A 26502-nucleotide genomic window follows, 5' to 3' on the forward strand; every position below is an offset into this window, starting at 1 on the left:
ATTCTAAATCAGCAGGTTATTCAATCGATAGTAACCTGCTCACGGGGGATCGCAAGCACTATTTGCAAAAATATGTAGATGCAACCGATTACGTTCTGTATAATGCCGCGGCAATATTTATTAACCTCCCAGGTGAGATATTGCCCATGCTACGTATCGCTAAAGAAGCCCTGACGTTTGACGACGTCCTCCTTGTTCCCGCTCACTCCACCGTTTTGCCGAATACTGCCGATCTCAGCACGCAGTTGACGAAAACTATTCGTCTGAATATTCCTATGCTTTCTGCGGCGATGGACACCGTGACGGAAGCGCGCCTGGCAATTGCCCTGGCCCAGGAAGGCGGCATTGGTTTTATCCACAAAAACATGTCCATTGAGCGCCAGGCGGAAGAAGTTCGCCGCGTGAAGAAACACGAGTCCGGCGTAGTGACCGACCCGCAGACCGTCCTGCCAACCACCACGTTGCATGAAGTGAAAGCCCTGACCGAGCGTAACGGTTTTGCGGGCTATCCGGTGGTGACTGAAGATAACGAGCTGGTGGGGATCATCACCGGTCGTGACGTGCGTTTTGTGACTGACCTGAACCAGCCGGTAAGTGTCTACATGACGCCGAAAGAGCGTCTGGTGACCGTTCGTGAAGGCGAAGCCCGTGAAGTCGTGCTGGCAAAAATGCACGAAAAACGCGTAGAAAAAGCGCTGGTCGTTGATGATAACTTCCATCTGCTTGGCATGATTACCGTAAAAGATTTCCAGAAAGCGGAACGTAAACCAAACTCCTGTAAAGATGAGCAGGGCCGTTTACGTGTCGGCGCGGCGGTCGGCGCAGGCGCGGGCAACGAAGAGCGCGTTGACGCGCTGGTGGCGGCAGGCGTTGACGTTCTGCTGATCGACTCCTCTCACGGTCATTCAGAAGGCGTGTTGCAACGTATCCGTGAGACGCGCGCTAAATATCCTGACCTGCAAATCATCGGCGGCAACGTCGCCACTGGCGCAGGCGCTCGCGCACTGGCGGAAGCCGGTTGCAGCGCGGTGAAAGTGGGTATCGGCCCTGGCTCTATCTGTACGACTCGTATCGTGACTGGCGTGGGCGTTCCGCAAATCACCGCTGTTTCCGACGCAGTTGAAGCGCTGGAAGGCACCGGGATTCCGGTTATCGCTGACGGCGGTATCCGTTTCTCCGGCGACATCGCCAAAGCCATCGCCGCAGGTGCAAGCGCGGTAATGGTGGGCTCTATGCTGGCCGGTACCGAAGAATCCCCGGGCGAAATCGAGCTCTATCAGGGCCGTTCGTACAAATCATACCGTGGGATGGGCTCGCTGGGCGCGATGTCCAAAGGCTCTTCTGATCGTTACTTCCAGAGCGATAACGCTGCCGACAAACTGGTGCCGGAAGGTATCGAAGGCCGCGTAGCCTATAAAGGTCGCCTGAAAGAGATCATTCACCAGCAGATGGGCGGCCTGCGCTCCTGTATGGGACTGACCGGTTGTGCTACCATCGACGAACTGCGTACTAAAGCGGAGTTTGTGCGTATCAGCGGTGCGGGTATCCAGGAAAGCCACGTTCACGACGTGACCATCACCAAAGAGTCCCCGAACTACCGTCTGGGCTCCTGATTCTCTTCGCCCGACTTCATGTCGGGCGATTTATTTAATCTGTTTCACTTGCCTCGGAATAAGCGTCAATGACGGAAAACATTCATAAGCATCGCATCCTCATTCTGGACTTCGGTTCTCAGTACACTCAACTGGTTGCGCGCCGCGTGCGTGAGCTGGGCGTTTACTGCGAACTGTGGGCGTGGGATGTGACAGAAGCGCAAATTCGTGACTTCAACCCAAGCGGCATTATTCTTTCCGGCGGCCCGGAAAGCACCACCGAAGAAAACAGCCCGCGCGCGCCGCAGTATGTCTTTGAAGCAGGCGTGCCGGTATTTGGCGTCTGCTACGGGATGCAGACCATGGCGATGCAGCTTGGTGGTCATGTAGAAGGTTCTAATGAGCGTGAATTTGGTTACGCGCAGGTCGAAGTATTGACCGACAGCGCGCTGGTTCGCGGTATTGAAGATTCCCTGACCGCCGACGGCAAACCGCTGCTGGACGTGTGGATGAGCCACGGCGATAAAGTGACGGCGATTCCGTCCGACTTCGTGACCGTCGCCAGCACCGAGAGCTGCCCGTTCGCCATTATGGCCAACGAAGAAAAACGCTTCTACGGCGTACAGTTCCACCCGGAAGTGACCCATACCCGCCAGGGTATGCGCATGCTGGAGCGTTTTGTACGCGATATCTGCCAGTGTGAAGCCCTGTGGACGCCGGCGAAGATCATCGACGACGCCGTGGCGCGCATTCGCGAGCAGGTGGGCGACGACAAAGTAATCCTCGGTCTCTCCGGCGGCGTGGATTCCTCCGTAACCGCAATGCTGCTGCACCGCGCGATCGGTAAAAATCTGACCTGTGTTTTCGTCGACAACGGCCTGTTACGCCTCAACGAAGCCGAGCAGGTGATGGACATGTTTGGCGACCATTTTGGTCTGAACATTGTTCACGTACCGGCAGAAGAGCGTTTCCTGTCAGCGCTGGCTGGTGAGAACGATCCGGAAGCCAAGCGTAAGATCATCGGTCGCGTTTTCGTTGAAGTGTTCGACGAAGAAGCGCTCAAACTGGAAGACGTGAAATGGCTGGCGCAGGGCACCATCTACCCTGACGTTATCGAATCTGCGGCGTCTGCAACCGGTAAAGCGCACGTCATCAAATCTCACCACAATGTCGGCGGCCTACCGAAAGAGATGAAGATGGGTCTGGTTGAACCGCTGAAAGAGCTGTTCAAAGACGAAGTGCGTAAGATTGGTCTGGAGCTGGGCCTGCCGTACGACATGCTGTACCGTCACCCGTTCCCGGGGCCGGGCCTCGGCGTGCGCGTACTGGGCGAAGTGAAGAAAGAGTACTGCGACCTGCTGCGTCGCGCGGACGCTATCTTCATTGAAGAGCTGCGCAAAGCGGATCTGTACGACAAAGTCAGTCAGGCGTTTACCGTCTTCCTGCCGGTCCGTTCCGTTGGCGTCATGGGCGATGGTCGTAAGTATGACTGGGTTGTCTCTCTGCGTGCCGTCGAAACCATCGACTTTATGACCGCACACTGGGCGCACCTGCCGTATGACTTCCTGGGTCGTGTTTCCAACCGTATCATCAATGAAGTCAACGGGATTTCCCGTGTGGTGTATGACATCAGCGGTAAACCACCGGCTACCATTGAGTGGGAATAAGCCGATAATCCTTCCTGTGTTTTCATGAACAGGTAAAAGTGAATTTAACCCTCTGTTTTTGCAGAGGGTTTTTATTTATGTGCATAGATGAGTTTTCTGTGTAGCGCACAGCTCCTGGCGGCAAATTTGACGTAATTACGAACCCACGAAGGTTGGCTGTATTGACCTTCCCCCTGTAAACAGTGCCAGTCTAAACTGAAGGTTCCGGTCTTTCTTCCATCTCACAGAGAGGCGCATTGCCATGAAAAAGACCCGTTATACCGAAGAACAGATTGCATTTGCCCTGAAACAGGCTGAAACCGGCACCCGCGTCGGGGAAGTCTGCAGAAAGATGGGAATTTCTAAGGCCACATTTTACATCTATGGACTACCTCCGTTTTGCAAGTACTGAATCTGGTTTTGGGTTGTTGCTTACATCTACCCGGCATCAGGAAAATCTGTGCCCAAATGGGTAATCCGCACACAATCGCCTCAACAACTGGACGGCCTCTGAGGCCAGTATAAAAATCAGGTTCCGATTGTGCAGGTGCAACCTGTCATCATTTCTCAGTACGCTGCAACTTTTGCTGGCAGGGGATTAATTTCACACTACCTGATACCCGGTATCATTTCTCAGCATCGACCAGATTATTCTCGCGTTTTTGTTAGCGACCGCCACGGTCGTTTTATTAAATCCGCGCCGTTCCTTTAACTGGTTAACCCACTGATTCATATGACCATCATTGTTATTCGTGGCAACCCTGACGACAGCGCGGGCACCATGAATAAAAAGTGTCCGCAGATGCTTGTCGCCTTTTTTCGTCATATTCATCAGCACCTGCCTGTCGCCACTCGAATGCTGGCGTGGAACCAGACCCAGCCATGCAGCAAAGTGGCGACCATTCTTAAATTCAGTTCCTTTGCCAATAGCAGCAACAACGGCCGTGGCCGTTTTAGGACCAATGCCTTTAACTTTGGCGATACGCTGACAGGCTTCTGATTGTCTGAATACTGTTTCAATTTCCTTATCAAAAAAATGGATCCGACGCTTGAGATCGTTAAAGAGATCATAGAGTTCGGCAATTGTTCTGCGCATACGGGAACTTAGACCGTTTTCTGCATCTTCAAGGATAAGAGGAATAGCACGGCGAGCTCTGGAGACAGCACTGCCAATGGGGATCCCCCGGTCAAGTAACAACCCCCTTATTTGACAGACTGTAGCAGTGCGGTGATTGACAATACGCTGCCTTGCCCGGTGTAAAGCCTGGATATCCTGCTGTTCGGGGCTTTTTGGCGGCACGAACTGCATTGTCGGTTGCATCAGAGCTACTGCGATGGCCTGTGCATCATTACCATCATTTTTTTGCCCGCGGACAAAGGGTTTTACATACTGAGGACTGATGACCTTTACTTTATGCCCCAGTTTCTCAAACTCACGCTGCCAGTAAAATGCCCCGGTGGACGCTTCGATCCCAATCAGACATGCAGGAATATTTGCCAGCGTCTGGAGCAATTCTTTTCGGCCAGTGCGTTTCGTATAAACCGGTTTGCCGGCCTGGCTTAACCCGCAGAGCTGAAAAACATTTTTAGCCAGATCAATACCCAGAAATACGATATTCATGGTGATTCTCCTGGTGAGCACATTTCGTACAGTTAACCGCAGCGGGAGGAGGTAGTCCATCCCATTAACTGGAAGTCCAGATACGGCGGCATGGAAGCTTCTGATATTAAAAAGATAAAACATCTTGAGGACGAGAACCGACGCCTCAAACAGATGTTTGCCGACCTGAGCCTTGAGAACCGGGCGCTGAAAGACGTTATCGAAAAAAAGCTTTAAAACCAGCCTTTAAGCGTGAGCTGGTCACTCATCTGATAACGGCATTCGGACTCAGTATCCGTCAGGCCTGCCGGAGCCTGAACCTGAGCAGAACGGTTTATCATTACCGTCCGGATAACACACGTGACGAACCCGTTATTACCGCACTGCAGGCAGCAGCTGAACGGTATCCACGATACGGTTTTCCGAAGCTTTTTCAGGTTCTGCGGCGGCAGGGATACATGTGGAATCACAAAAGGATCCACCGTATTTATTGTCTGCTGAAGCTGAATTTTCGCCGTAAGGGCAAACAACGGCTGCCGGTGCGTAACCCCTCGCCACTGGCCACGCCGGAAGCGCTGAACCAGAGCTGGTCTGTCGATTTTATGCATGATGCCCTGGTCTGTGGGCGTCGTTTTCGCACGTTCAATGTCGTTGATGACTTTAACCGTGAGGCGTTGTCGATTGAAATAGATCTGAATCTGCCAGCCCCACGAGTGGTCCGGGTGCTTGACAGGATCGCGGCAAACCGTGGCTATCCGGCCATGCTTCGCATGGATAACGGCCCAGAATTTATCTCTCTGGCACTGACTGAATGGGCAGAGAAACATGCCGTAAAACTGGTGTTTATCCAGCCGGGTAAGCCGACACAAAATGCTTTCATTGAGCGTTTTAACAGGACATATCGCACAGAAATACTCGATTTTTATCTGTTCAGAACGCTGAGTGAAGTACGTGAAATCACGGAAAAATGGTTATCAAAATATAACTGTGAACGCCCGCATGAATCGCTGAACAATATGACACCGGAGGAATACCGACAGCACCATTATTTGGCCGGGAACTCAAAAAATGTATGGAACTAAAACGGGTCTATTTACAAGTGAACCAGACATGGTGTTCAAGAAGCTTGCTGTGAACGATGAGCGCACATGTTTTCTCGGGTGGGAGCTGGAATATATCCAAAAGGGGGCTTTTCTATCAAGATATTTTTTGTTTTGGAGTGACATGTTTATATTGAAGCGCAACTGCTGGATGGGATATTTTATTATGATATCCCATCAATATTTAAATAGGTGAGAATAACTAATTCTGATTTTTAAACACATTAACTGAACTATCCCAGTTAACTCCTCAATAATTGTTTGTAATATTTCCTTGACTAAATGAAGGGAATAGTTTAAACCCTTGAAATGTGTATTTTTTCATATTAAATAAAGAATATTTTCCTGAAAGATTGACCGCGCTGAATAAAGATTCTGAGAGGATTATATATTTTCTCAGCCACATTTTTAACTCTTCTTCTGTGCTTATGCAAATCTGAAAGTTGTTATCTTTACCTTTTATATAAAAATAAGGAACTTGACAGGTAGGGACTGATAATAAATCTAATGTTCTACATAATGCTTTGACTATTACAAACAAACGAGATAGTTCATCATCAATACCCATACCATCTTTTTTTTCAATGCATTCATAATGGAGTCTTAGATTTTCTTCTATAGTTGAAAACTCTACAAGAAAGCTACCATTGACGAAACCAGTTAACTCATATCTAATATCACCATTATTAGGAGTTGTATTGTATATCTTATGAAATAAAACATGTGGCGCAGAAATGCTAAACTTAAAAGTACTAACAGTATCTTTGAGTTTAATGTCGATATCTCCAACCTGTTTTTCAATATAGACACATTTATCGACAAAATTTTTCTCTCTTGAAAATAATTCATCTAAGGAGTTTTTCTTTTTTATTAATTCAATTTGAGTATTGGTAGATGATATTTGTGTGGCTGTTTGAATTGATCTATGTAAACTCGTTATAATGGCAACGAATGGTATTGATAATGACAGTAACCCCAAAGGAAGTTTGCTTATCATAATAAAAGTATTTAACCCTTCCGATGACATATCAACCGAATGACCTTTCCACGCAAAAAAGCCAAAATATAGAAATGATAAAAATGGAACGAAAATAGCTCCCCAAAACAACCCTTGAGATGTTAGAGAATTATAAGTTAATTTATACCAACCCATGAAATAATAAATTAGTGCAATTGAAAAAATTGATATCCCGTATACAATAAGCCAAATCATCCCCACATCACCTTATGAAATATTTATAAATCCATCCTTTGAGATTTTATTTAAGATAAAAATCTCATTGCTTAAATTACACTTAACTATAGGGAATAGTTATTCTTAAAATTTTAATCGATTATACAGTTTGATGCTGCGTGAAACCAAGTATTTTGGTAAAGATTACTTGATGTAGGGGAGTCTCCTAGACTCTCATGTTTACTTCTGGAATCAAGTCGACTATACACTTGGAAGCTTCAGAGCTCAATCGGTTCGCTACATAGGAGCCAGGCAACACCTACTTACGCTCCCCTTTTCTTCCCATCTTCAGCACTTCATAAAAGCTTCCTCGCCCAAGCCCATCCAACGGCAACTCCTGTTCCTGAGCCAGAGCCTTCAGCTTTCGAAGTATCTGGTCAGATGTCGGTTTATCAGACGTCCCATAACGCCCGTCAGTCTCCTCAACCAGAAGCTGAACCAGTAGCCAGCAGAGTCGGGGCAGTATTCTCCCGAGCCTTGTCTCGTTTATGCATCCCACGCTGGGAAGGTTGTGTGGAAGCAGTGAGATCCGGCAGCGCGTCGTCACCGAGCGTCTTCAGCCACTTGCGGCCACGGCTGTTACGCGACAGTTTCATCACCGCCTTCAGGCTGCGGGTCTTAATTTCTGGCGGTGTAAGTTCGTCATCAATAAGCCGCCAGGCTAGGGCGAACATCTCATCGGCATAGAACATGCGTTTATTCGCCGGGGCACTGACCATGCCAGTGGCTTTGATGGTGCGGCTGATGGCGTCGTGCAGGATACGGTAATTTTCCTGATGTTCTTCCGGCAGGGCGTTTGCAGGTTGGGAAGCATCGAGGCCGAGAAGCAGAAGGGCTAGATGCCGCGCTTCCAGCAGCGGCATATCGCATTCCCGTTCAAATAGATTCTGACGAATGGGACTGGTCACATTATTCTCCTCCCTCAATGGCTCTCTTCCCACTTTCACACCGGTTCTGGCGGATAGGGTTTTACTCTGCCCTTGCTCATTAAATAAACAAAAGGCAGGTTGTCACCAGAGTGTTGGTAGTTTTGTTCTGGCATGTAGGATCTGTGGAGTGCATAAAGGAAATCAGCTTCCGGCAGGAACAAATTGATCTCTGTACTTAATCTGGACCTATTTCTCAGAAGAGCAGGGGGGCATGAGACCTTGTTAGTGGTCTAAATATAGTCTATATTAAAACCGAGACATGACCATTAGGCGGACCAATCATGAAAGTAGAGACAATCAGCTACGTTAAAAAGAACGCAGCAACGCTTGATCTGTCAGAACCCATCCTGGTCACACAAAATGGTGTGCCTGCTTATGTTATAGAGTCCTATGACCAGCAGCAGGAACGAGAGAACGCCATTGCTTTGCTGAAGCTGCTTACCCTGTCAGAGAAAGATAAAGCGGAAGGGCGCGTGTTCTCGAAAGACCAGTTGCTGGATGGACTTGCGGATTAAACGCGGCGCGCTCAACGTTAAGGGATTTCCATGGAACAGCAGGTGACCTTTGAGTACACGCTTACGGTAAAGCACTGTATCGACACAATAGCGAGTTTCCTGAAGCGTGTTGATGTTGAGCCTCGTCCGGTTATCGCAGATATTCTCACCCAGTTTGAGAGTACCGTGGGTCAGTTCCCGCTGGGCTGCCAGATTTGCCCCGAATTGCTGAAAATTGGCTGCGCCAAATACCGGGAGTTTAACCACGCTGAAGGCTACCGGGTTTTGTATTCCGTAGACGGAACGTTAGTGACAGCATATGCGATCCTGGCACATCGGCAGGACGTGCAGCAGCTGCTGTTTAAGCGTCTGATAATGGCCTGATAGCCCTAATGCGTGTTGTACGGCAATAATACGAATTTAAAGAGCGAGTTTGTAAACCATTATAACAACATGATTAATATCACAAATTTCATCATTTTGACGGTATTTATTACAGCATCGTCTGGAAATGGTTGTCATAAAATTCCGTGATAACAAGATGTTGGATGGTTCCTAAACCATTGAGTGGCAAAGCCGATAACCCTTCCTGTGTTTTCATGAACAGGTAAAAGTGAATTTAACCCTCTGTTTTTGCAGAGGGTTTTTATTTATGTGCATAGATGAGTTTTCTGTGTAGTGCACAGCTTCTGGTGGCAAAGCACTGCATCGACACAATAGTGGGTTTCACTGGCAGCACACAATCAAATCTGACAGTCGGCTTCGAGCGAGGTGCGGACATTGGTAGCCTCAACAACATGACTAGCATTGAGGTGTATTAATCAACGGGAAGCAGGTCAGTTTATTCCGCCAGCCCGACTTTTACGAAAGGGCTACCATGACTGCGCGATTTTTTGATTAGCTTGCCTACGTATAATTCTCTGATTTCTGGTGATGCGATTCGTCCAACAAATTCTGAACGGTTGGTTTCGGGGGGGATGACCAATTCCCGGGTAAAGTATTGCTGAGAGCCTGCCTTCAACCAGCACTGTATCTCGTAAACTTCCATCACCAAACCGCCGTAGGTGGCGTATGCAAATTGTAGGTTTTCATCTTTTGGTACTTTTGCCCAGACGCCACGCGTAGCTTCATATAATGCAAGTGCACTCATGCCAGACTTGTAGGTGCTGTTTAGCAAAAAAGCGAGCCCGGCATGTTCAGGTGCGATTTCCGTCTCTTGCTTAAGAAGAAGATGATTGAGCTCATCCAGCGTGATTCGCCCCATAAGGGAGCTGCTTCCTCGTACTTTGTTGGTCAGTTCTCCAACACCCAAGAGATCAATACATGTTGCTTCAACAAGCTTCGCGGTTGCCTCATCCATGCCATGGCGTAGTATGTCGATACCCAGATTTCCTGTTTTTAACAGATGATTAATTCGTTCTGATTTCGGAGAGTCATCATTATACTTTATATGATCAAGGCAGCGTTCTGACTTGCCTTTGCCTATATAAAACGGCTTCTTAGCTGCATCTTCAGTGTCATAAAATGCATAAACATAGAACTTAGCCATCCCTAACGCTTTTGAGTATTTTGAAAAATCTTTCAAACCTTGCTTCCTTAAGGCAAAAGTACTTAATTTTATTATCGGCACTATAGTTCAGAACTTAAGCGCAAAACAATTAGCGTATAGATTGACCTGCGTCCATTGATGAATATGGGCCAAAGTTAACAACGTCCGCTATTGGCACAGACCTGCCTGTCAGATTAGGTTTAGGTCTGTGCCATAGCTATGTCAGGTCAAATCTGAGCTAATACACATAAATAATTAGCGAAATCAGTTAAACCAGCCGCTTGCCTTTTCCTCACGGGCTTTACCTTCGCTTTGCAGCAGATCGCGACCGCCTTCAGATAGATTTCTGTTTGCATCAGCATGAGATTGAATAACATCTGTCTGGGCAGCTTTACTTTTCAGCTCTTGATCGATGAATTCATTTTCTCTTTTTACCCGGGCCTCTTCCCTGGCCAGCGCCAGTTTTTGTTTCTGAATTTCTAAACGACGAAGCTCATCTTCGTAGCTTTGATCGCGCGCTTTATCTTGCGCGGCTTCCGCTGCCAATTTTGCTTGCCGTGCTTTCCGTTCAGCTTCTGCCGCTTTTGCTCGCTGCTTAGCAACCGCGGCCGCATTGGCTTGCCTTTGTCTTTCCTGTTGAGCCTCTTGATCTCGTTTGGCTTGCAGAGCATCACGTTGTCTGTTTTCTTCATTTTTTCCTTGCTGTTCAGCCTGGGCTACCGCCGCAAGCTGATCCTGCAAAGAAGAAGATAAAACCGAGCCGCTTAGGGTGAATAAAACAGTGGCTAAAATAACTTTCTTCATAAAATCTCCTGATAGTTAGCTTTTCTCAGGACATTTCGTATTGGGTTGAATTCGCGTTTCGTTATCTTTGGTCGATATCACCATCGCCAGACCGGTGGTAAATTGGCACGTTTTTCCAACCTGGGTGGAGGTATAAACCTTCGTTCCTTCTTTGTAAGTCAAAGATACAGCTTCAACTAACGTTTTATCTTTAACTAATGAACCCGCCGCTGCGCCAACGGCTCCGCCGCCAACCGCGCCGGCAGTAGTACCCAAACCGCTACCTGAACCCACGTTATGACCAGTAACGCCGCCCGCTACAGCCCCAAGAATTGCGCCGAAGGTCTGAGCGGTTTTTTTATTGGCGGTGTTATCTACGGCAACTTTCGCTGGCAAAACAGAGATAATATTGACGGTCTTTGTTTCTTGCTTCGCGTTTAACTGCCCGGTTTGGTAAACATCTGCGGCATAGTCATCCGCATTGGACTGGCATCCGGCAAGAGAAAAAGAGGCAAACAAAACCAGAGGCAAAGCATTTTTTTTAAAATTCATCACAATTCCTTGTTTAGGTAATAACGCAAAAAGGAATGTATTTAAGACTAATCTTAAAAAAAGTAAACTATCGTTTCTTGTAGTTGATTGTTTTTTTAGACTAAAAAACAAAGCATTAGATAGTACGATGCTTTGTTTTTATCGGTTCATGCTAAGCCAGGGAAGGGAAAACAGAGTTCTGGATAACACAGTAAGCCTGTGACGATAATACCGCCAACGGATAACAGCTTAACGTTGTCCCGGCGTGGTGACAGAAAGCGATGACTGTTGCGCTTCTTTTTTATCCTGATGGTGCTGCCAGGCGCCGATAGAAGAGTAGACGAAACGTCCAAAGAAGAAGAGAAAACTGATAAGCAGTACGATACGGGTCATGCGAGTGTTAAATCGATGTCGTTTTCGCATACTGTTGGCCTGACTCACAAAGGGTTCCTTAACGTTGGCCCAGCGATATGGGCGGGATCAGGCTGGGTTCTTCAAGGGTATTATCAAGGCGAAGAACGTAACAAGCCTGCGTTCACTCTACATTAAGGCATACTGCGAACCGATGGTCAATTCCTCTTAATGTAAAATTGCGTCAGTTGATTTATCTTATATTGTTATGGAAGATAATTTTAGTATTTACATTAATAATAAATTAATGATAACAAAGAATAAAAAGACGAATAAAGGCTGCAGGAGAAAGGTAATAATTGACTTAAATCAAATGTTACTTTTGTTTAATAATTACAATCGATGACTATCGTGTGATGTATATCGCATCATCAATTTAAAGTCAGGTGGGATGCCTGTCTGTTAACGCCCCTTTGGGATTGGGGGGTTCTGCTGAGCATCTATGAAACTAAATAAAACTTATATAAATATCAGAGATAAATGGTGGGGACTACCGCTCATTCTCCCTTCGATTTTACTACCTGTTTTAAGTAGCGCAAATACTTATGCGCTTACCAGCACTGGAAATGTGGTTCTTTTTTACCTGCCGTTAGCTTTTATGCTTAGCCTGATGCTCTTTTTCGGCTGGGCAGCACTGCCGGGCATTGTGCTTGCTATCTTCTGGCGCAGATACCCGCAGACAGGGCTGTATGAAACCCTTTCCGTGACGATGCACTTTATCATCACTATCGTGCTAAGCTGGGGCGGCTATCGTGTCTTTTCCCCCCGGCGAAACAATGTTTCCCACGGCGACGCCCACCTGTTGTTTCAACGAATATTCTGGCAGGTATTTTGTTCTGCAACATTATTTCTGGTCATCTACCAGTTTGCCGCTTTTGTTGGTATGTACGAAAGCAAAGCCAGCCTGATGGGTGTAATGCCCTTTAATATCAACACGCTGATTAATTACCAGGCGTTACTGGTCGGTAACCTTGTCGGCGTGCCATTGTGCTATTTTATTATTCGTACTCTCCGCAATCCGCTGCACCTGCGGGGGTATTATCAGCAATTAAAGCTACAGATTGATAGCAAGGCCACTAAAAAAGAGATCGTTATTTGGCTGGCCGTATTGACTACACTAATGTTTATACTGTGTATGCCATTGACTGATAATAGTTCAATATTTAGTACCAACTATACGCTTTCGTTATTATTGCCGGTCATGCTATGGGGCGCGATGCGCTATGGCTATAAGTTTATTTCAATTATCTGGGCCGTCGTGCTAATTACGTCGATTCATTATTATCAGCGTTATATGCCCTGGTATTCAGGTTATGATACGCAATTAGCGATTACCTCTTCGAGCTATCTGGTTTTTTCTTTTATTGTTAATTATATGGCTGTACTGGCCACGCGCCAGCGCGTAGTGAGTGGTCGCGCACGGCGGCTGGCCTATCTTGACCCGGTTGTACATCTTCCCAATTTACGTGCGTTAAACCGCGCGCTCCAAAATGCGCCCTGGTCTACGATCTGTTTTTTACACGTGCCGGGCCTGGAGCTATTGGGTAAAAATTATGGCGTCATGCTACGCATCCAGTATAAGCAAAAGCTCTCTCACTGGATTACGCCGATGCTGGCCTCAAATGAGTGCGTCTACCAGATGTCAGGGCACGACCTGGTGCTGCGTCTTAATACAGAGGCGCATCAGCAGCGTATTGAAGCGCTGGATAAACATATTAAGCAGTTTCGGTTTATCTGGGATGGACTGCCGCTACAGCCGCCTGTCGGCGTGAGCTACTGCTGCGTGCGTTCTCCGGTTAGCCACCTTTATCTTCTGCTGGGCGAATTAAGCACCAGTTCCGATCTTTCGTTGACGACTAACGCGCCGGAGGATTTACAGCGGCGCGGCGCAATGCACCTGCAGCGCGATTTGAAGGGCAGAATTGCGATGATGAATCGGCTGCAACAGGCGTTGGAGCACGATCATTTTTTCCTGATGGCGCAGCCTATTTTCGGCGTTCGTGGGGACGTTTACCATGAAATTTTACTGCGACTCAGGGATGACAACGGCGACGTTATCAACCCGGACAATTTTTTACCCGTGGCGCATGAGTTTGGTTTGTCTTCCGCTATCGATCTCTGGGTGATTGAAAACACGCTGCGGTTTATGGCGGCCAGCCGGGAATATATGCCCGCGCATCGTTTTGCCATTAATCTGTCGCCAACATCGGTATGCCGCGCTCGTTTCCCTGCAGAAGTTAAGCAACTGCTTACGCAATATCAGGTTGAACCCTGGCAACTGGTTTTTGAGGTAACGGAAAGCAACTCTCTCACCAATGCTGAGCAGGCGCAGTTGACGCTGGGACAGCTACAGCAGTTTGGCTGTCAGATAGCGATTGATGATTTCGGTACTGGCTACGCCAGCTATGCGCGGCTGAAAAACGTTGACGCCGATATTCTTAAAATTGACGGCAGTTTTATTCGCAATATAGTGTCAAACAGTCTCGATTATCAGATTGTGGCTTCTATTTGTCATTTAGCGCGAATGAAAAATATGCAGGTCGTCGCGGAGTATGTCGAGAGCGAAGAAATACGAAGCGTCGTGCTCTCGTTGGGGATCGACTATCTTCAGGGATATTTAATTGGCGAGCCGCAGCTATTATCTGAGATTCAGTAAAGGCAGACGCCGCGGCGCGGCGTCTGGCTCACAATTTACGCGGCGATCTCCGGCGAGCTTTCTTCCTCAATATTGAGACGCCAGCCAGTTACCGCTTCCCAGTACTGCTGTTCTTTTTCCAGATCAAGCAGTACCAGCGCATTCTGGCTGAACCAGTCATGCGGAAAACATAACGTCCAGTGGCTGTCATCGGTCGTTAGCCGCAGCGTCGGCGGCGTGGTGGTCGCCTGCCGCTGGTTGTTCAGTAATACGCCCAGCCGAAGTAGCTGAATTAACGGCAGATACTGTTTTTTCTTAAACAGCGTAAAGCGGGGCATATCATCCAGTTTTATGGCTTTACGATGGTAACGTACCAGCGTCGCCATCATCATTTGCTGCTCCTGATTAAAGCCGGGCAAATCGCTGTGTTGCAGAATATAAGCCGAATGGCGATGTAAACCGCTGTGATTAATATTCAGTCCAACCTCATGCAGCATTGCCGCCCAGCGGAGCAACGCTTCAAGCTGCGGATGCGCCAGTTTTGGCTGCTGGGCCTGCCACTGCTCGTACATCTGCATGGTGGTTTCCAGCACGCGTCTGGCCTGTTCTCTGTCAATGTTGTATTGATTGGCCAGACTTTTTGCGGTACGGCTGCGAACATCCTGATGGCGGAAGCGGCCTTCCATTTCATACAGCACGCCTTCGCGCAACGCGCCGTCGGAAAGGCGAAGCTCGCGGATAGCCAGAGCATCAAAAACGCCGCACAGAATCGCCAGGCCCGGCACAAAGACCGCTTTTCGTTCTTCAGACAGACCCGGCAGGCTGAGAGCATTAAAGGAGCGGTGCTTCAACACTTCTGACTTCAGTTTATCGAGGCGCTCCGGCGTAATGAAGCCATCTTTCTCACCCAGCGCCAGGAGAACTTCATGAGCGGCCTTAATCGTACCGGAAGCGCCCATCGCCACGTTCCAACCCTGAATACGATACTGCCAGGTTAAGGTTTCCAGTTTTTGCGCCGCCGCCATTCGGGCGCGCTGGAAGTTTTCTTTATTGATAACGCCGCCGGGAAAGTAGAGCTGCGCGAAGCTCACGCAGCCCATACGACGGCTTTCAACCAGCCTGGGTTCGAAGTTTTCGCCAATGACCAGCTCTGTTGACCCGCCGCCGATATCGATCACCAGCTTGCGGCCTTTTTCCGGCTGCGTATGTTCTACGCCCATAAAAATCAGGCGCGCTTCTTCGTTACCGGAAATAATCTCTATCGGGTAGGGAATAACCTTTTCCGCACGTTTGAGAAAATCAGCGGCATTTTGCGCCTGACGTAACGTATGGGTGCCTACGATACAGACGCTGGAAGGGGAGAAACCTTGTAAGCGTTCAGCAAACAACGACAGACAGCTAAGCCCACGTTCCATGGCTTCTTCGCTGAGGTTGTTATCTGCGCCCAGCCCGTCCGCCAGATGGACGCGCTGTTTTAAGCGCCCGATAATCTGCATTGCGCCGTCAACCACGCGGGCAATGACCATATGAAAGCTGTTTGAGCCGAGATCGACCGCAGCGAACTCCTGCGGGCGAGGGGATTTATCGTAAATTGGCATAGCGTTAGTCTGGTTGCTCGAGTGATTTGATGTAGTCATAAATTGCCAGCTGCGCCTGAACTTTACGGCGATTGCCGCGCGGTACGTAGCGGTTGCTGAGTTCTTTATCGATAAAACGCGCTTTTACCGTGTCGCTAAACAGAATGTCAATGATATCCAGGACGCGCTGTTTAAGCCGCGGGTCGAGGATAGGCGTAGCGACTTCGATACGGTAGTCAATATTACGCGTCATCCAGTCAGCTGAAGAGAGCCAAACTTGCTTATCACCGCCGTTTTCGAAAATATAAACCCGATCGTGTTCCAGATAGCGATCCACAATGCTAATCGCACGAATATTATCGCTAATGCCTTCCAGTTGCGGAATAAGAGAACACATACCGCGCACCAGCAGATTGACCTGGACGCCCGAACCCGACGCGGCGTATAGCCTGTCGACCAACCCTTTATCGACCAGGTTGTTAAGCTTTAAGGTAATCCCTGACGGTAAGCCTTGCTGGGCATTGGCGATTTCACGATCGATCATCTCATACAGCAGACGCCGTGAGTTTTGTGGAGAAACCATCAAATAATCGAAAGTGACCGGGCGATAGGGGTTTTCAATAAAATTAAAGACCCGACGCACTTCATTGGTAATGCGCGCATCGGCGGTCAGCAGCGAATAATCGGTATACAGCCGCGCCGTTTTTTCGTTGAAGTTACCGGTGCCGATATGCGCATAACGCACCACGTCATCGCCCTCTTTTCGTGAGATGAGGAAGAGTTTGGCGTGAATTTTCAGCCCGGGCGCAGAGAAAATAACATGGACGCCCGCTTCGGTTAACCGCTTGGCCCAGTGAATATTTGCCTCTTCATCGAAGCGCGCCTGCAACTCCACCACCACGGTGACTTTTTTGCCGTTATGGGCGGCATGGATCATCGAGTCAATAATGCGCGAGTCTTTCGCTACGCGATAAATATTGATTTTGATCGCCAGCACGCTTGGGTCAAACGACGCCTGACGCAGCAGTTCCAGCACATGTTCAAAGGTGTGATAAGGATAATAGAGCAGCACATCACGTTCACGAATCGCGTCGAAACCGTTACGAAACTTCTCTTTATCAAACCAAAGATGGCGTAACCGCGGTAACGGTTTATTGACCAGGTTGGCTTTACCGACATTCGGAAAATTAATAAAGTCTTTAAAATTGTGGTAGCGCCCGCCGGGTACGATTGAGTCATACCGGGAGATCGTCAGTTTTTCCCGCAGCACGTCGACCAGCGCGGCGGGCATATCGCGTTGGTAGACAAAGCGCACAGGCTCAGCGGTCAGGCGCTGCTTCAGGCTGGAAGACATCAGCTCCATCAGACTGGATTCCATCTCATGCACCAGGTCATATTCGGCATCGCGGGTCATTTTCATCGAATAGGCATTAAGCGCGTCATAGTCGAAGAACCCTTTAAAAATGTCATCCAGGCAGTAGCGCAGAATATTATCCAAGAGGATCATCGGCTTGCGTCTGCGCGGTGTCTCCGGCGGCAGATTAACGAAGCGTGGGACTTTGTCGGACGGTATCTCCAGCAGCGCATAGTTGATGGTGTCGCCGCGGATAATCTCCACCGCCAGATAGGTGTAATCATCTTTTAAAAACTGAACAAGATCCGTCTCCCGGTTAATGAGAATCGGGGTAATATGCTGGCGCAAATAGTGCTTAAAATAGTGGCGCAACCAGCTTTGTTGGTTCACCGAGAGCTGACGCTCGTTGATCAGAAAGATTTGATTACGCGCCATTTCCAGCAGTAATTCGTTGTACAGGCCGTCGAACTCCTGGTCTGCTTTCAACACGCGGGACTGAATTTTGCCTAACAAATGGCGTGAATGAGAATTTGAACCCTGTTCTTCGCTGATAATAATACGTCGTTTCAGTTCAGCGAAACGCACTTTGTAGAACTCGTCGAGGTTATTAGAATAGATTCCCAGGAACCGCATCCGCTCAATCAACGGGTTGGATTTGTCCGCCGCTTCCTGTAACACGCGTTCGTTAAATGCTAACCAGCTTAGTTCTTTCTCGATATATAGCTTTTCCTGACCCATTACTACCTATACTCCGTTTTATTCACGGGACACTGCCTGATGATTATGGCGAGCATTACGCGTTAATGTCCAACTGCGCCAGAAAAATATGACAATAAACTGATAGCATAAAGGAAGGGAAAAGAGTAGGCCGGATAGGCATTTATGCCGCCATCCGGCAAGCAGACGCAGTCCTGTTCGATGACGTATTATTCGTCAGACGCATAACCTTGCGGCGGCAGACGACGCCCGTCCAGCCAGGCGGCGTTATCGCGCATCTTTAGACGCCCCTGCGCAAACCAGCTAATCACCAGCGGATAAATCGCATGTTCCTGAGTCTGTACGCGTGCGGTGATATCATCTTCGCTGTCGTCGGCAAAAACCGGCACCTTCGCCTGGAGAATGACCGGGCCGCCGTCGAGTTCGTCTGTCACGAAATGTACCGAGGTACCGTGCTCCTCATCGCCGTTTTCCAGCGCCTGGCGATGGGTATGCAACCCCGGATATTTTGGCAGCAGGGAAGGGTGAATGTTCAGCAGACGCCCGTAGTAATGCGCGACAAACATCGGACTCAGAATACGCATAAAACCGGCCAGCACGACCACATCGGGCGCATACGCGTCTATCTTGCGAATCAACTCGCGATCGAAGGCGTCGCGGCTGTCAAACCGATCGGCAGTCAGCGCTTGCGCCGGAATGCCGGCTTCTCTGGCGCGTTCAAGGCCGAACGCGTCGGCCTTATTGCTGAATACTGCCCTGAGGGTGCCTTTAATTTTCTTCGCTTCGCAGGCATCGATAATCGCCTGTAAATTGCTTCCATTGCCGGAAATCAGCACCACAATATTCATTATTCAATAACCACACGCTGTTCGGAATCAGAGGCTTTGATGATACCGATTTTCCATGCGTTTTCACCTTTCTCGTTTAGCAGAGCAAGCGCTTTGTCCGCTTCCGGAGCGGAGAGCGCAATCACCATGCCGACGCCGCAGTTAAAGGTACGGTACATTTCATGTCGGCTGACATTACCGGCGGTTTGCAGCCAGGTAAAGATGGCGGGCCACTGCCATGACGACTCATTAATTACCGCCTGGGTATTCTCCGGCAGAACGCGCGGAATATTTTCCCAAAAGCCGCCGCCGGTGAGGTGGGCGATAGCGTGCACATCGACGTTTTCAATCAGTTCCAGAACCGATTTTACGTAGATACGGGTCGGTTCAAGCAGATGATCGGCCAGCGGCTTCCCTTCCAGCAGAGTGGTTTGTGGGTCGCAGCCGCTAACGTCAATAATTTTCCGCACCAGCGAATATCCATTCGAGTGCGGGCCGCTGGAGCCGAGCGCAATCAGCACGTCGCCTTCGGTAACCCGGGAGCCGTCGATGATTTCTGATTTTTCGACTACGCCGACGCAGAAACCCGCCACATCGTAATCTTCGCCGTGATACATGCCCGGCATTTCCGCCGTCTCGCCGCCGACCAGCGCGCAGCCGGATTGCAGGCAGCCTTCGGCAATACCGTTGATCACGCTGGCGGCGGTATCGACATCCAGTTTACCCGTGGCATAGTAATCGAGGAAAAACAGCGGTTCCGCGCCCTGAACGACCAGATCGTTTACGCACATCGCCACCAGATCAATACCGATAGCGTCGTGACGCTTTAAGTCCATCGCCAGGCGAAGTTTCGTGCCTACGCCGTCAGTGCCGGAAACCAGTACCGGTTCACGATATTTTTGCGGCAACGCGCACAGCGCACCGAAACCGCCCAGACCGCCCATAACCTCCGGGCGGCGAGTTTTCTTCACTACGCCTTTGATTCGATCAACCAGAGCGTTACCCGCATCAATATCGACGCCGGCATCTTTATAGCTAAGAGAGGTCTTATCGGTCACTGCCTGGTTCCCCACGTTTTTTTCTTGCGGTAAAAGTTAAATTCGGCGCAATTCTAACAGGGAAAGCAAACGTTTGCGAGCGTGGTCTGCGCCCTGGATATCCGGGCGATTTTTTTGGCATGGTTTCGGTCGCTGCTTGAAAATTTCTCTGTTGGTAAAAAAGAAAAGGATATCCAGCACTTGGTTTACGACAGGTGGCCTGGACAGGCCATTCACCCTTAAAATTGCTAAGATTCAATCGGTTGTTAGCCTTTATCGCCTGTTTCAATGTGAGTGATTTATACTCACTTTTCCACTATCAGCGCTTTTGGTTGATCCAGGTCAAGCATACATTGTGTTGCGTCAGAGAGGAAAAGCGGTATAATCCGGCGATTTTTTTTGTGGTTGCCAGTCATCTGAGGATAGGAGAAGAGTATGAAGATCGTGGAAGTCAAACACCCACTCGTCAAACACAAGCTGGGTCTGATGCGTGAAAACGACATTAGCACTAAACGCTTTCGTGAACTCGCCTCAGAAGTAGGCAGCCTGCTGACGTATGAAGCGACAGCCGACCTGGAAACGGAAAAAGTCACCATCGAAGGCTGGAATGGCCCGGTGGAAATCGACCAGATCAAAGGTAAAAAAATTACCGTTGTGCCGATTCTGCGCGCGGGTCTGGGCATGATGGAAGGCGTTCTGGAAAATGTACCGAGCGCGCGTATCAGCGTAGTCGGGATGTACCGTAACGAAGAGACGCTTGAGCCAGTACCTTATTTCCAGAAACTGGTATCGAACATTGATGAGCGCATGGCGCTGATCGTCGACCCGATGCTGGCGACTGGCGGTTCTGTCATCGCGACCATCGACCTGCTGAAAAAAGCAGGCTGTAGCAGCATTAAGGTGCTGGTGCTGGTCGCCGCGCCGGAAGGCATTGCGGCGCTGGAAAAAGCGCACCCGGACGTTGAACTGTACACCGCCTCTATCGATCAGGGGCTTAACGAGCACGGATACATTATTCCGGGGCTTGGCGATGCCGGCGATAAGATTTTTGGTACCAAATAAGTGAATAAATAATTAAAAGCCGACTTTAAGAGTCGGCTTTTTTTTGAATAAAACAACTCATAACAAACACACTTAGAGGAAAACACTATGACGCGCCGTGCTATCGGGGTGAGTGAAAGACCGCCGCTTTTACAGACAATCCCGCTTAGTTTACAGCACCTTTTCGCCATGTTTGGCGCGACCGTGCTGGTGCCAGTTCTGTTTCATATCAACCCCGCGACGGTTCTGCTGTTTAACGGTATCGGAACGTTGCTGTATCTCTTTATCTGCAAAGGTAAAATTCCGGCCTACCTCGGATCGAGCTTTGCCTTTATTTCCCCGGTATTACTGTTGTTGCCGTTGGGTTATGAAGTGGCGCTGGGCGGTTTTATTATGTGCGGCGTGCTGTTCTGTCTGGTCTCTTTCATCGTTAAAAAAGCGGGCACCGGCTGGCTGGATGTGATGTTCCCGCCTGCGGCAATGGGCGCAATCGTTGCCGTCATCGGTCTGGAGCTGGCTGGCGTCGCGGCGGGGATGGCCGGATTGCTGCCTGCGCAAGGGCAGTCGCCAGACACGAAAACAATTATTATCTCCATGGTCACGCTGGCGGTGACGGTGTTCGGCTCCGTACTGTTTCGCGGTTTCCTGGCGATCATTCCGATTTTGATCGGCGTACTGGCGGGCTATGCGCTGTCATTCGCGCTGGGGGTGGTCGATACCACGCCGATTGCCCAGGCACACTGGTTTGCACTACCGACTTTCTATACGCCGCGTTTTGAATGGTTCGCGATCCTGACGATTCTGCCCGCGGCGTTGGTCGTGATCGCCGAGCATGTCGGTCATCTGGTGGTGACGGCGAATATCGTCAAAAAGGATTTAGTGCGCGATCCCGGTTTGCACCGCTCGATGTTCGCTAACGGACTGTCGACGATCGTCTCCGGTTTCTTCGGCTCCACGCCGAATACCACCTATGGGGAAAATATTGGCGTCATGGCGATCACCCGCGTTTACAGTACCTGGGTTATCGGCGGCGCGGCGATTTTCGCCATTCTGCTTTCCTGCGTCGGCAAACTGGCGGCGGCGATTCAGATTATCCCGTTACCCGTGATGGGCGGCGTCTCGCTGCTGTTGTACGGCGTTATCGGCGCGTCGGGGATTCGCGTCTTGATCGAATCAAAAGTCGACTACAACAAAGCGCAAAACCTGATCCTCACCTCGGTGATTTTGATCATCGGCGTGAGCGGCGCGAAAGTGCATATCGGCGCGGCAGAATTGAAAGGGATGGCGCTGGCGACCATCGTCGGGATTTGCCTGAGCCTGATTTTTAAACTGATTAGCCTGTTGCGTCCGGAAGAAGTGGTACTGGAGGCAAATGATGCGGAGCCTCCGCATCAGTAACGGGTTGCCGGGCAGCGATGCTGCCCGGTTCTATCTCAAGGGAATTATGTGGTAAACTCAGCGCGATTTTATGTCATCCTGGGTTGAGGTATCTCTGAACACACCGGCACAGCTCTCTTTGCCACTTTATCTTCCTGACGACGAAACTTTCGCAAGTTTCTGGCCGGGGGATAACGCCTCTCTACTGGCCGCGTTACAAAACGTGTTGCGCCAGGAACATAGTGGATATATCTACCTTTGGGCGCGTGAAGGCGCGGGCCGCAGCCATTTGCTGCACGCCGCCTGCGCTGAATTGTCGCAGCGTGGAGATGCGGTAGGCTACGTCCCGCTCGATAAACGCACCTGGTTCGTGCCGGAAGTGCTCGACGGTATGGAACACCTCTCGCTGGTGTGTATTGATAACATTGAGTGTGTCGCTGGCGATGAACTGTGGGAGATGGCGATCTTTGATCTCTATAACCGCATTCTGGAGTCCGGTAAGACGCGGTTATTGATCACCGGCGATCGTCCGCCAAGACAGTTAAATCTGGGCTTGCCCGATCTCGCTTCCCGTCTGGACTGGGGGCAAATCTATAAACTCCAGCCTCTTTCCGATGAAGACAAACTTCAGGCGCTACAGTTGCGCGCCCGGTTACGGGGGTTTGAACTGCCGGAAGATGTCGGGCGGTTTTTACTCAAACGTCTTGATCGCGAAATGCGCACGCTGTTTATGACGCTGGATCAGCTCGATCATGCGTCGATCACTGCCCAGCGAAAACTGACGATCCCGTTTGTCAAAGAGATCCTGAAACTGTAATACGCCGCGACGGCGGCGTTCAACGGTTAACCGAGGATGTCCAGCACCTGCTCAGGCGGTCGGCCAATGCGCGCCTGACCATTTGCCACCACAATGGGGCGCTCCATCAGTTTAGGGTGTTCAACCAGCGCCTGGATTAACGCCTCTTCACTCAGCTGGCTATCCGCCAGGTGAAGCGTTTTATAGAGATCTTCTTTCTGGCGCATCAGTTCGCGCGCGCTGGACATGCCCAACATACGCAGCAGTTCCCGCACGGTGGCGGCGTCGGCGGGCGTATCCAGATAAAGCACCACTTCCGGTTCCACGCCGTTAGATTTCAGCAGGTTCAGCGTGTCGCGGCTCTTCGAGCAGCGCGGGTTATGGTAGATTTTAATCGTGTCGGTCATGAGTTCTCCTTGTGACACCATCCGGCTAATAAACGGCGATTACATTTTCGTGTATGGTTTGAAGCGTTCCTGTAACTGGCGCAGCTGGTCGATACGCGCATCGTAACGCGCCTGTTGCTGGCTACCCAGTTTTGCCTGGGCGCTGGCGCTACTGAGCAGTGAAATTGCCTGATCCAGTCGTCCCGCCAGCGCATAACTTTCAGCGCGCGCCGCCAGCTCCTGATCGCGGTTGTTCAGCGCGGCTTCGGCCTGAGCAAGCAGATCCCAGCCGTTACCGTCATCTTTATGGCTAAAGGTGTAGCGATTCAGAATGGTTTCCGCCGCTTTCGGCTGGCCTCCCTGGAGGTACGCATTGGCGAGGTTTAACTGCAGCACAGGATTAACGCGCAGATCGCGGGCATTTTTCAGGCGATTAATCGCGTCGTTGGCTCTTTTCTGCCCGAGGTCAATATCGGTGGCGAGGTCAAGATACCAGGCATTGTTCGGTTCCGCGCTTAACAGCGGCTGCAACGTTTTGCGCGCTTCATCGTACTTGCTCGCTTCCATCGCCTGCAACGCCCGGCCATATTGCGCCGCATGTTGCTGACGCACGTTGCCTTTAGACCACTGATCCAGCAGGTCGCTGGTAAGCTGGTTACGTCCGGAATTGTACATTCCCAGGGCGCGCGCTTTGGCAAGATAGAAGTCAGCGGAAGATTGCACCACAACCGGGCGCATCTGGTTGGCACGGTTGCGGGCATCCGCAAGGCGGCTTTCCGGTAAGGGGTGAGTGAGCAAAATTTCAGGCGGTCGCGTGGAGTAACGCGCCTGGTCGAGCAGTTTTTCGAGGAAAGAGGGCATCGCCTGTGGGTCAAATCCGGCGCGTTGCAGTACCTGAATACCAATACGGTCGGCTTCTTGCTCATTTTGCTGGGTGAAACTTATCATTCCCTGGCGCGTTCCCGCCAGAGTACCGGTTAGCGCCGCCATACCGGCCTGTGGGCTGGCCATGGCCAGCAAAATGGAACCCAGCGCGCCCACCCAGGTAAGCGGCGCGCTGCGCTTTTGATCTTCCATCGCGCGCGCCAGGTGGCGCTGCGTCACGTGGGAGATTTCATGCGCCATGACTGAAGCTAGCTGGCTTTCGTTATCCGCGTAGCGAAAAAGCGCCGAGTGCAGCACCACATTGCCGCCAAAGAACGCGAACGCGTTGATTTCGTCATTATTGATCAAGAAAAAATGGAAGGGCGTTTTGACGGAGTCGGCGTGCGAGACCAGACGCATCCCCAGCGCGTTAATGTATTGCACCAGTAGTGGATCGTTGATTAACGGCGCGCTGCCGCGTAGCTGGCGCACATAAAAGTCGCCCATTTGCATCTCTTGTCCGATAGAAAGCGTGCTTCCTGCCGAGGTTCCCATATCGGGCAGCGTGTCGGCAGGGTCGGCAAATGCGGGCGCGACCTGACCGAGAGCCAATGCTGCAATGAGGGTTGCCACCAGGTTTTTTTTCAACTGCCTGAACATAACCTCTATCCTGTTGTTTTGAGATAGCCCTTTGACCAACGTCGTGAAATATCGTTCCACGCTCCGACACTTCATAAGTGTAACTGTGATGAGCACAGACTCACTATTTTAGTTTCCTGAATCAACGATAAAAAGCGAAGTCTTTTTTGTGACATTTCGATACAATTCGGCATCACAATCCCGCAGTTGAGTTCTGGGAAGGGTTTTATGCTCGAAATGTTAATGCAATGGTATCGCCGTCGCTTCAGCGACCCGGAGGCGATTGCCTTGCTGGTCATTCTGGTGGCTGGTTTTAGCATCCTCTTTTTCTTTAGCGGCCTGTTAGCGCCGCTGCTGGTCGCAATCGTACTGGCCTACCTGCTGGAGTGGCCGACGGCGCGCCTGCAGGCGATTGGCTGTTCCCGGCGCTGGGCAGCCTCCATTGTCCTTATCCTCTTTGTCGGCATTCTGTTATTAATGGCGTTTGTGGTGATGCCGATTGCCTGGCAGCAGGGTATTTACCTGATTCGTGATATGCCCGGTATGCTGAATAAACTGTCCGATTTTGCCGCGACCTTGCCGCGACGCTATCCGGCGCTGATGGATGCGGGCATTATTGATGCGATGGCGGAAAACATGCGTACCCGGATGCTTAACATGGGCGATTCGGTGGTGAAGTATTCGCTGGCTTCGTTAGTCGGGCTACTGACGCTGGCTGTATATCTGGTGCTGGTGCCGCTGATGGTCTTTTTCCTGGTAAAAGATAAAGAGCAGATGCTGAATGCCGTGCGCCGCGTGCTGCCGCGTAATCGCGGGCTGGCGGGGCAGGTGTGGAATGAGATGAATCAGCAGATCACCAACTATATCCGCGGAAAAGTGCTGGAGATGGTGGTGGTAGGCGTGGCGACCTGGCTGGGCTTTTTGCTGTTTGGCCTCAACTATTCGCTACTGCTGGCGGTACTGGTGGGCTTTTCGGTCCTGATCCCCTATATCGGCGCCTTTGTGGTGACAATTCCGGTGGTGGGCGTCGCGCTGTTTCAATTTGGTCTGGGAACGGAATTCTGGAGCTGTTTTGCCGTTTATCTGATTATTCAGGCGCTGGATGGCAATCTGCTGGTACCGGTACTTTTCTCCGAAGCGGTGAATTTGCATCCGCTGGTGATTATTCTGTCAGTGGTGATTTTCGGCGGTCTGTGGGGTTTCTGGGGAGTGTTTTTCGCCATTCCATTGGCGACGCTGATTAAAGCCGTTGTCCATGCCTGGCCGGATGGTCAGGTGACGGATGCCTCATCCTGAGCGGTCTGTACAAAAGTTGTAAAGCGTGAACGACATCATAGTGCCCTGCCGCCATTTTGCGCACGCCTGATGAGGGACAAGCGCTTA

At 50.2% G+C, this 26502-nt stretch carries 21 protein-coding genes and 4 pseudogenes; 12 read left to right on the top strand and 13 right to left on the bottom strand.

The genetic code is table 11. The features are described 5' to 3' along the window. The first annotated feature begins 146 nt into the window (after positions 1-146). The 3 genes and pseudogenes from guaB to K8W53_RS06235 all read left to right on the top strand — a co-directional run. Positions 147-1613, top strand: coding sequence for an IMP dehydrogenase (gene guaB / locus K8W53_RS06225; RefSeq protein WP_000944174.1), 1467 nt, complete (start codon positions 147-149; stop codon positions 1611-1613). Between the two features lie 68 nt (positions 1614-1681). After that, positions 1682-3259, top strand: a complete 1578-nt coding sequence (gene guaA, locus K8W53_RS06230) for a glutamine-hydrolyzing GMP synthase (RefSeq protein ID WP_000138296.1) — start codon at positions 1682-1684, stop codon at positions 3257-3259. Between the two features lie 241 nt (positions 3260-3500). Beyond that, positions 3501-3617, top strand: a pseudogene (locus K8W53_RS06235) (transposase); the annotation flags it as partial. A 225-nt stretch (positions 3618-3842) separates the two neighbouring features. On the opposite strand, the gene K8W53_RS06240 reads toward K8W53_RS06235, so the two are convergent. After that, the gene (locus tag K8W53_RS06240) at positions 3843-4859 is read right to left on the bottom strand and encodes an IS110-like element ISSaen1 family transposase (RefSeq protein WP_052939465.1); all 1017 of its coding nucleotides are present in this window, start codon (positions 4857-4859) and stop codon (positions 3843-3845) included. Between the two features lie 66 nt (positions 4860-4925). Here K8W53_RS06240 and K8W53_RS06245 point away from each other — a divergent pair. After that, positions 4926-5920: pseudogene (locus tag K8W53_RS06245) on the top strand (IS3 family transposase); the annotation flags it as partial. A gap of 268 nt (positions 5921-6188) precedes the next feature. Here K8W53_RS06245 and K8W53_RS06250 read toward each other — a convergent pair. Then, a complete protein-coding gene (locus K8W53_RS06250) occupies positions 6189-7151 on the bottom strand; it encodes a hypothetical protein (protein ID WP_023224055.1) in 963 nt (320 codons plus the stop codon). Positions 7152-7431: 280 nt separating this feature from the next. Continuing rightward, positions 7432-8080 (bottom strand): annotated as a pseudogene (locus K8W53_RS06255) (hypothetical protein). Between the two features lie 302 nt (positions 8081-8382). Between K8W53_RS06255 and K8W53_RS06260 the strand changes: the two are divergent. Next, complete coding sequence (locus K8W53_RS06260) at positions 8383-8616, top strand: type II toxin-antitoxin system Phd/YefM family antitoxin (protein WP_004853132.1); 234 nt, start codon at positions 8383-8385, stop codon at positions 8614-8616. A 195-nt stretch (positions 8617-8811) separates the two neighbouring features. Then, positions 8812-8979: pseudogene (locus K8W53_RS23950) on the top strand (type II toxin-antitoxin system RelE/ParE family toxin); the annotation flags it as partial. Positions 8980-9436: 457 nt separating this feature from the next. Here the strand turns inward: K8W53_RS23950 and K8W53_RS06270 are convergent. The 4 genes from K8W53_RS06270 to K8W53_RS06285 all read right to left on the bottom strand — a co-directional run bounded on the left by K8W53_RS06270 (position 9437) and on the right by K8W53_RS06285 (position 11899). Continuing rightward, positions 9437-10180 (bottom strand): LEM-3-like GIY-YIG domain-containing protein, encoded by a 744-nt coding sequence (locus K8W53_RS06270; RefSeq protein ID WP_000651379.1) that lies wholly within the window; start codon positions 10178-10180, stop codon positions 9437-9439. A gap of 228 nt (positions 10181-10408) precedes the next feature. Then, a complete protein-coding gene (locus K8W53_RS06275) occupies positions 10409-10948 on the bottom strand; it encodes a DUF5384 family protein (protein ID WP_000755794.1) in 540 nt (179 codons plus the stop codon). A 15-nt stretch (positions 10949-10963) separates the two neighbouring features. Next, positions 10964-11479 (bottom strand): glycine zipper 2TM domain-containing protein, encoded by a 516-nt coding sequence (locus K8W53_RS06280; RefSeq protein ID WP_001009636.1) that lies wholly within the window; start codon positions 11477-11479, stop codon positions 10964-10966. A 228-nt stretch (positions 11480-11707) separates the two neighbouring features. Next, positions 11708-11899, bottom strand: a complete 192-nt coding sequence (locus tag K8W53_RS06285) for a YfgG family protein (RefSeq protein WP_000075924.1) — start codon at positions 11897-11899, stop codon at positions 11708-11710. 178 nt (positions 11900-12077) lie between these two features. Here K8W53_RS06285 and K8W53_RS06290 point away from each other — a divergent pair, with 178 nt between their 5' ends. Next, positions 12078-12215: a hypothetical protein gene (locus K8W53_RS06290; protein ID WP_001581698.1), complete on the top strand. Its 138-nt coding sequence runs from the start codon at positions 12078-12080 to the stop codon at positions 12213-12215. 96 nt (positions 12216-12311) lie between these two features. Further along, positions 12312-14525 (top strand): sensor domain-containing phosphodiesterase, encoded by a 2214-nt coding sequence (locus K8W53_RS06295; protein WP_000773643.1) that lies wholly within the window; start codon positions 12312-12314, stop codon positions 14523-14525. A gap of 35 nt (positions 14526-14560) precedes the next feature. On the opposite strand, the gene ppx is transcribed toward K8W53_RS06295, so the two are convergent. From ppx to purM, 4 genes are all read right to left on the bottom strand, one after another. Next, a complete protein-coding gene (gene ppx, locus K8W53_RS06300) occupies positions 14561-16102 on the bottom strand; it encodes an exopolyphosphatase (protein WP_023254649.1) in 1542 nt (513 codons plus the stop codon). Positions 16103-16106: 4 nt separating this feature from the next. Continuing rightward, positions 16107-18173, bottom strand: a complete 2067-nt coding sequence (gene ppk1, locus K8W53_RS06305) for a polyphosphate kinase 1 (protein ID WP_000529555.1) — start codon at positions 18171-18173, stop codon at positions 16107-16109. Positions 18174-18361: 188 nt separating this feature from the next. Next, the gene (gene purN / locus K8W53_RS06310; RefSeq protein ID WP_001028589.1) at positions 18362-19000 is read right to left on the bottom strand and encodes a phosphoribosylglycinamide formyltransferase; all 639 of its coding nucleotides are present in this window, start codon (positions 18998-19000) and stop codon (positions 18362-18364) included. Beyond that, positions 19000-20037: a phosphoribosylformylglycinamidine cyclo-ligase gene (gene purM / locus K8W53_RS06315; protein WP_023223662.1), complete on the bottom strand. Its 1038-nt coding sequence runs from the start codon at positions 20035-20037 to the stop codon at positions 19000-19002. The genes purN and purM overlap by 1 nt, the downstream gene beginning before the upstream one ends. A 414-nt stretch (positions 20038-20451) precedes the next feature. On the opposite strand from purM, the gene upp reads away from it, so the two are divergent. From upp to K8W53_RS06330, 3 genes are all read left to right on the top strand, one after another. Next, on the top strand, positions 20452-21078 hold the full coding sequence (gene upp, locus K8W53_RS06320; protein WP_000706208.1) for a uracil phosphoribosyltransferase: 627 nt from the start codon (positions 20452-20454) through the stop codon (positions 21076-21078). Between the two features lie 87 nt (positions 21079-21165). Beyond that, positions 21166-22455 (top strand): uracil permease, encoded by a 1290-nt coding sequence (gene uraA, locus K8W53_RS06325; RefSeq protein WP_000198343.1) that lies wholly within the window; start codon positions 21166-21168, stop codon positions 22453-22455. Between the two features lie 94 nt (positions 22456-22549). Continuing rightward, positions 22550-23251 carry a DnaA inactivator Hda gene (locus K8W53_RS06330; protein ID WP_061835882.1) on the top strand — a complete coding sequence of 234 codons (702 nt, stop codon included), beginning with the start codon at positions 22550-22552 and terminating at the stop codon, positions 23249-23251. Positions 23252-23277: 26 nt separating this feature from the next. On the opposite strand, the gene arsC is transcribed toward K8W53_RS06330, so the two are convergent. Together arsC and bepA are read right to left on the bottom strand one after the other, a co-directional pair. Then, complete coding sequence (gene arsC, locus K8W53_RS06335; protein WP_000132650.1) at positions 23278-23637, bottom strand: arsenate reductase (glutaredoxin); 360 nt, start codon at positions 23635-23637, stop codon at positions 23278-23280. Positions 23638-23676: 39 nt separating this feature from the next. Continuing rightward, positions 23677-25140: a beta-barrel assembly-enhancing protease gene (gene bepA / locus K8W53_RS06340; RefSeq protein ID WP_000489631.1), complete on the bottom strand. Its 1464-nt coding sequence runs from the start codon at positions 25138-25140 to the stop codon at positions 23677-23679. 207 nt (positions 25141-25347) lie between these two features. On the opposite strand from bepA, the gene K8W53_RS06345 reads away from it, so the two are divergent. Beyond that, positions 25348-26415: an AI-2E family transporter gene (locus K8W53_RS06345; RefSeq protein WP_000892056.1), complete on the top strand. Its 1068-nt coding sequence runs from the start codon at positions 25348-25350 to the stop codon at positions 26413-26415. Positions 26416-26502: the final 87 nt, after the last annotated feature.

The organism is Salmonella sp. A29-2 (assembly GCF_020150755.1).
GTDB classification, from domain to species: domain Bacteria; phylum Pseudomonadota; class Gammaproteobacteria; order Enterobacterales; family Enterobacteriaceae; genus Salmonella; species Salmonella enterica.

Excerpts from the sequence above, each read along its gene's own strand:
- K8W53_RS06240 (WP_052939465.1), bottom strand. The coding sequence starts at position 4,859 with ATGAATATCGTATTTCTGGGTATTGATCTGGCTAAAAATGTTTTTCAG.
- K8W53_RS06250 (WP_023224055.1), bottom strand. The coding sequence starts at position 7,151 with ATGATTTGGCTTATTGTATACGGGATATCAATTTTTTCAATTGCACTA.
- arsC (WP_000132650.1), bottom strand. The coding sequence starts at position 23,637 with ATGACCGACACGATTAAAATCTACCATAACCCGCGCTGCTCGAAGAGC.
- ppx (WP_023254649.1), bottom strand. The coding sequence starts at position 16,102 with ATGCCAATTTACGATAAATCCCCTCGCCCGCAGGAGTTCGCTGCGGTC.
- K8W53_RS06275 (WP_000755794.1), bottom strand. The coding sequence starts at position 10,948 with ATGAAGAAAGTTATTTTAGCCACTGTTTTATTCACCCTAAGCGGCTCG.
- K8W53_RS06295 (WP_000773643.1), top strand. The coding sequence starts at position 12,312 with ATGAAACTAAATAAAACTTATATAAATATCAGAGATAAATGGTGGGGA.
- guaB (WP_000944174.1), top strand. The coding sequence starts at position 147 with ATGCTACGTATCGCTAAAGAAGCCCTGACGTTTGACGACGTCCTCCTT.
- uraA (WP_000198343.1), top strand. The coding sequence starts at position 21,166 with ATGACGCGCCGTGCTATCGGGGTGAGTGAAAGACCGCCGCTTTTACAG.
- upp (WP_000706208.1), top strand. The coding sequence starts at position 20,452 with ATGAAGATCGTGGAAGTCAAACACCCACTCGTCAAACACAAGCTGGGT.
- K8W53_RS06345 (WP_000892056.1), top strand. The coding sequence starts at position 25,348 with ATGCTCGAAATGTTAATGCAATGGTATCGCCGTCGCTTCAGCGACCCG.
- K8W53_RS06280 (WP_001009636.1), bottom strand. The coding sequence starts at position 11,479 with ATGAATTTTAAAAAAAATGCTTTGCCTCTGGTTTTGTTTGCCTCTTTT.
- purN (WP_001028589.1), bottom strand. The coding sequence starts at position 19,000 with ATGAATATTGTGGTGCTGATTTCCGGCAATGGAAGCAATTTACAGGCG.
- K8W53_RS06260 (WP_004853132.1), top strand. The coding sequence starts at position 8,383 with ATGAAAGTAGAGACAATCAGCTACGTTAAAAAGAACGCAGCAACGCTT.
- ppk1 (WP_000529555.1), bottom strand. The coding sequence starts at position 18,173 with ATGGGTCAGGAAAAGCTATATATCGAGAAAGAACTAAGCTGGTTAGCA.
- guaA (WP_000138296.1), top strand. The coding sequence starts at position 1,682 with ATGACGGAAAACATTCATAAGCATCGCATCCTCATTCTGGACTTCGGT.
- bepA (WP_000489631.1), bottom strand. The coding sequence starts at position 25,140 with ATGTTCAGGCAGTTGAAAAAAAACCTGGTGGCAACCCTCATTGCAGCA.
- K8W53_RS06290 (WP_001581698.1), top strand. The coding sequence starts at position 12,078 with ATGGAAGATAATTTTAGTATTTACATTAATAATAAATTAATGATAACA.